Raw genomic sequence first — 4,142 nt, forward strand, 5'->3', positions numbered from 1 at the left:
GGTCTCGGCCGTGTCGGTGGAAGGGCGGTCCATCGGTGAGACGGCGGCGAAGTTCGGCATCAGCGAGACGGCGGTGCGTGTGTCGCTGCATCGCGGACTTGCCGCGATAGCCAAGCGATTCGGGCAGGGGCGGTTCGGGCGGGAATGACATGAGGACGGATGATCTCATCAAGGCGCTGGACGCCGACGCAAGCAGCAAGGCAATCCCGCTGCTGTCGGCCTGGTGGCTGGCCGCCGGTGCGGGGGCGGTGATCGCGGCCGTCGTATTCCTGCTGACCATCGGCCCGCGCCCGGACTTCATGGCGGCCGCTCACACGATGCGCTTCCTCTCCAAATTCGTCTTCACCATCGTGCTGGCCGTCAGCGCCTTCGCCCTGATCCGCGCCTTGTCGACGCCGGGCGCCTCGACGGGCCGGGCAATGGCCTGGATGGCCGCGGCGCCCGTGCTGGTCGCCGTGGCGGTGCTTCTTGAGCTTTTCATGGTGCCGGAGGCGCTGTGGGGTACACGGATGGTCGGCTCCAACATGATGCTCTGCATGGGCTTTATCCCGCTGATCGGTATTGGCCCGCTTGCCATCTTCCTGTGGATGCTGCGCTATGGCGCGCCGACACGGCCGGTGCTTGCCGGTGCGGTGGCGGGTCTGCTCGCCGGCGGGCTGGCGGCAACCTTCTATGCCGCGCACTGCTTCGACGACTCGCCGCTTTTCGTCGCCACCTGGTACACGGCAGCGATCGCAGGGCTCGCATTGCTCGGTGCGCTCGGCGGACGGTTTTTCATACGCTGGTAGCGTTTCGCAGCGATCGCGGACCCGTGCACCGATCCTTAATCATGCCGGCAATTGTTTGCCGGTTAGCGACCACGCCGGCATGCCGGACGCAACCTTTCCTTAAAATCGATCCGCCAAGGTTGATGCGAGAACATGCGTTTGCGCACGGGGGTGGCACGTATCGTGATGTGGCGAGGATTGACCAGCCGAAAATCTCTTGGGCATGCAGGGCTGGCGTTGCTCGTCGCCGGCCTGGGCGTGCTGGCGACCTCGATCCTGCTGTCGAGCCTGGATTTCGGCACCGAAGCGTTGAGGCTCTGCCTGCAGATCGCGGTGGCGGTGGCGGCGGGCGCGCTGTTCCTCGCCGCCCTGTCTATCCGCAGGATCAGCAGGGATCGCCAGCAGATCGCCGAGAGCGAGCTGCGCTTCCGCCGCGCCATGGAGGATTCGGCGATCGGCATCGTGGTTGTCGGTCTCGACGGTCGCATCCGCCAAACCAATCCGGCCTTCGCCGCCATGCTTGGCTACACAAGCGAAGAGATCGAGGCGCTGACTTTCTTCCAGATCACGCATCCCGACGATCTGCTGATCGGGCGGGAGACGATGGACGATCTGAAGGCGGGCACGGTCAATTCCTTCCACTTCGAGAAGCGTTATCTCAGGAAGGACGGAACGCCCGTCTGGGCCCATCTTGCCGGTTCGGTCATTCGCGATGAGACCAGCGGCCGCCCGCTCTATCTCGTCTCGCAAATCGAGAACATCGACGCGCGCAAGCAGGCCGAGGCGCGCATTGCCGAGGCGGAGACGCGTTGGAATTTTGCTCTGGCTGGTGCCGGCCAAGGCGTCTGGGACCTCGACATGCGCAAGGGGGGCACGACCTATTCCTCGACCTGGGTCAAGATGCTGGGCTATGCGGATGGCGAGCTCGATGGCGACACCGATCGCTGGCTGACGATGATTCATCCCGACGATCGCGAGACTGTCGCCGAAGCCGATCGCGCCCATCTCGAGGGCAAGACACCGTTCTTTGAAGCCGAATTCAGGATGCGCCACAAGGATGGCCACTGGATGTGGATACTCGACCGCGGCAAGGCCATCGAACGCGACGAGGATGGACGGCTGATCAGGGCCATCGGCAGCCTGACCGACATCACCCGCCGCAAGGAGGCCGAAGAGCGCCTTACTGTGTCGGCGGCAATGCTTGCCGACGAAAAGGAGCGGCTGAGGGTGACGCTGCAATCAATCGGCGATGCCGTCATCTGCACCGATGCCGCAAACCGTATCACCTTCATGAACCCGGTCGCCGAAAAGCTGACCGGGATTGCCGGCGGCGAGGCTCTCGGCAAGATGCTTGGCCATGTCTACTGGGCGGTCGACGAGGAGACGGGGCACAGGATCGGCGTCACCCGGCCCGCGGTTGGCGTTCATGCGCCCGCCGACCAGAACAGCCGCGCCGTCCTGATCCGGCGCGACGACACGCGCTGCAGCATCCGCCAGGTGGTGTCGCCGATCATCAACGAACGGAACGAATTCTGCGGGCTGGTCATCGTCTTCCAGGACTTTACCGATGCGCGCGCGCTGCAGCGCCAGCTGGCGCACGCCGCGGCACACGATGCGCTGACCGGCCTTGCCAACCGCTCGAGCTTCATCCGCGCCATGGAAGACCTGGTCGGCCAGGCGCGCAAGGACGGCACCGCCGACACGACGAAGTCGGTCGGAGGCGCCGGACATCAGTTCATGTTCATCGATCTCGACCACTTCAAACTGGTCAACGACACCGGCGGACACGCGGCGGGAGACGCGCTGCTGAAGCGGGTTGCCGAGGCGATTCGCGGCGTGCTTGGTCCAGACGATATCGTCGCTCGCCTCGGCGGCGACGAATTCGCGGTCATTCTGAAATCGGGTTCGGCAGCCGGCGCCAAGATCGCGGCACGCTCCATCATCGATGCGATCGGCGGGCTGGACTTCACCTGGGACGGCCGTCCTCACGTGATCGGCGCCAGCATCGGACTGGCTGCGATCAATGCCAATTGCGGCGAGGTCGACGAGATCATCGCGAGAGCCGATGCGGCCTGCTATGCGGCCAAGGCGGCCGGCCGCGGCTGTGTCTCCGTGGCGTCCGACGCACGGATCGTGGAGGGCCGGACAGAGCCGCTAGCGGCGGCCTCCTGATCGAGCCTGTCAACCGCCGATCCGAAGGCTTGTCCCTGATTTGCGTCGACGATGCGCTCAGCGCGTCGGAACGGGATGCTCGCCACGATAGTCGTAGAAGCCGCGCCCGGTCTTGCGGCCGAGCCAGCCGGCCTCGACATATTTCACCAGCAGCGGGCAAGGGCGATACTTCGAGTCCGACAGGCCGTCATGCAGCACCTGCATGATCGACAGGCAGGTGTCGAGCCCGATGAAATCGGCCAACTGCAGCGGCCCCATCGGATGGTTGGCGCCGAGCCGCATGGCGGTATCGATGGCGTCGACCGAGCCGACACCCTCATAGAGCGTGTAGATCGCCTCGTTGATCATCGGCAACAGGATGCGGTTGACGATGAAGGCCGGAAAATCCTCCGAGACCGTGATCGTCTTGTCGAGCTGCTTCACATAGGTCTTGGCAGCCTCGAAGGTCTGGTCCTCGGTGGCGATGCCGCGCACCAGCTCGACCAGCTTCATCAGCGGCACCGGGTTCATGAAATGTATGCCGATGAACCGCTCAGGCCGGTCGGTCTGCGCGGCAAGCCGCGTGATCGAGATCGACGAGGTGTTGGTCGCCAGGATGGCTTCGGGATTGAGCTGCGGGCAAAGCTGGGCGTAGATCTTGCGCTTGACCGTCTCGTCCTCGGTCGCCGCTTCGATCACCAGATCCGCGCCGGCAAGATCGGCCATCGCGGGCGCGGCCGAAATGCGGCCCATCGCGTCGTTGCGCACCTTCTCGTCGAGCTTGCCGGACCCCACCTGGCGGGCCATGTTGCCGCTGATTGTGGCGATGCCTTTCTCGATGCGGTCGGGCGAAATATCGTAGATCAGCACCTTGTAGCCCGAAAGCGCGGAGACATGGGCGATGCCGCCGCCCATCTGGCCCGCGCCGATGATGCCGATCGTCTCGATCTTGCTCATTACACCGATCCCGTCCTGAGCCCTTCCGCTTGAACTGCGAAAGCGCTCCACCTTTTATTTTACCGCAATTCCGGACGCAAAACCGCTGCGCACTTTTGCTGGATTGCTTTTCGCCTTTGCGGCCTGCTTTTTGTGCGGTGCAAACTAAAAGGGCGGGGCGACTTCGTCTACCCCACCCTCACCATTTAATACGCTTTGGCAGAAAGCGTCAAAGCGCCTTTTGCAGCTCCGGCAGAATGACGAAGAGATCGCCGACGAGGCCGTAGT

Annotated in this window: 4 protein-coding genes; 3 read left to right on the forward strand and 1 reads right to left on the reverse strand. The window is 64.1% G+C overall.

Annotated features, from left to right (window positions below; translation table 11 throughout):
• From EOC06_RS33730 to EOC06_RS33740, 3 genes are all read left to right on the forward strand, one after another.
• On the forward strand, positions 1 to 148 hold a 148-nt coding region (locus EOC06_RS33730), incomplete at its 5' end, for a sigma factor-like helix-turn-helix DNA-binding protein (RefSeq protein WP_281059185.1).
• A gap of 1 nt (position 149) precedes the next feature.
• On the forward strand, positions 150 to 788 hold the full coding sequence (locus EOC06_RS33735; RefSeq protein ID WP_127331580.1) for an NrsF family protein: 639 nt from the start codon (positions 150 to 152) through the stop codon (positions 786 to 788).
• Positions 789 to 920: 132 nt separating this feature from the next.
• A complete protein-coding gene (locus EOC06_RS33740) occupies positions 921 to 2,939 on the forward strand; it encodes a PAS domain S-box protein (RefSeq protein WP_128309833.1) in 2,019 nt (672 codons plus the stop codon).
• A gap of 57 nt (positions 2,940 to 2,996) precedes the next feature.
• On the opposite strand, the gene EOC06_RS33745 is transcribed toward EOC06_RS33740, so the two are convergent.
• A complete protein-coding gene (locus EOC06_RS33745; protein WP_013529423.1) occupies positions 2,997 to 3,875 on the reverse strand; it encodes a 3-hydroxybutyryl-CoA dehydrogenase in 879 nt (292 codons plus the stop codon).
• Between the last annotated feature and the right edge of the window lie 267 nt (positions 3,876 to 4,142).

The organism is Mesorhizobium sp. M7A.F.Ca.MR.362.00.0.0 (genome assembly GCF_004023175.1).
Taxonomy (GTDB): Bacteria; Pseudomonadota; Alphaproteobacteria; order Rhizobiales; family Rhizobiaceae; genus Mesorhizobium.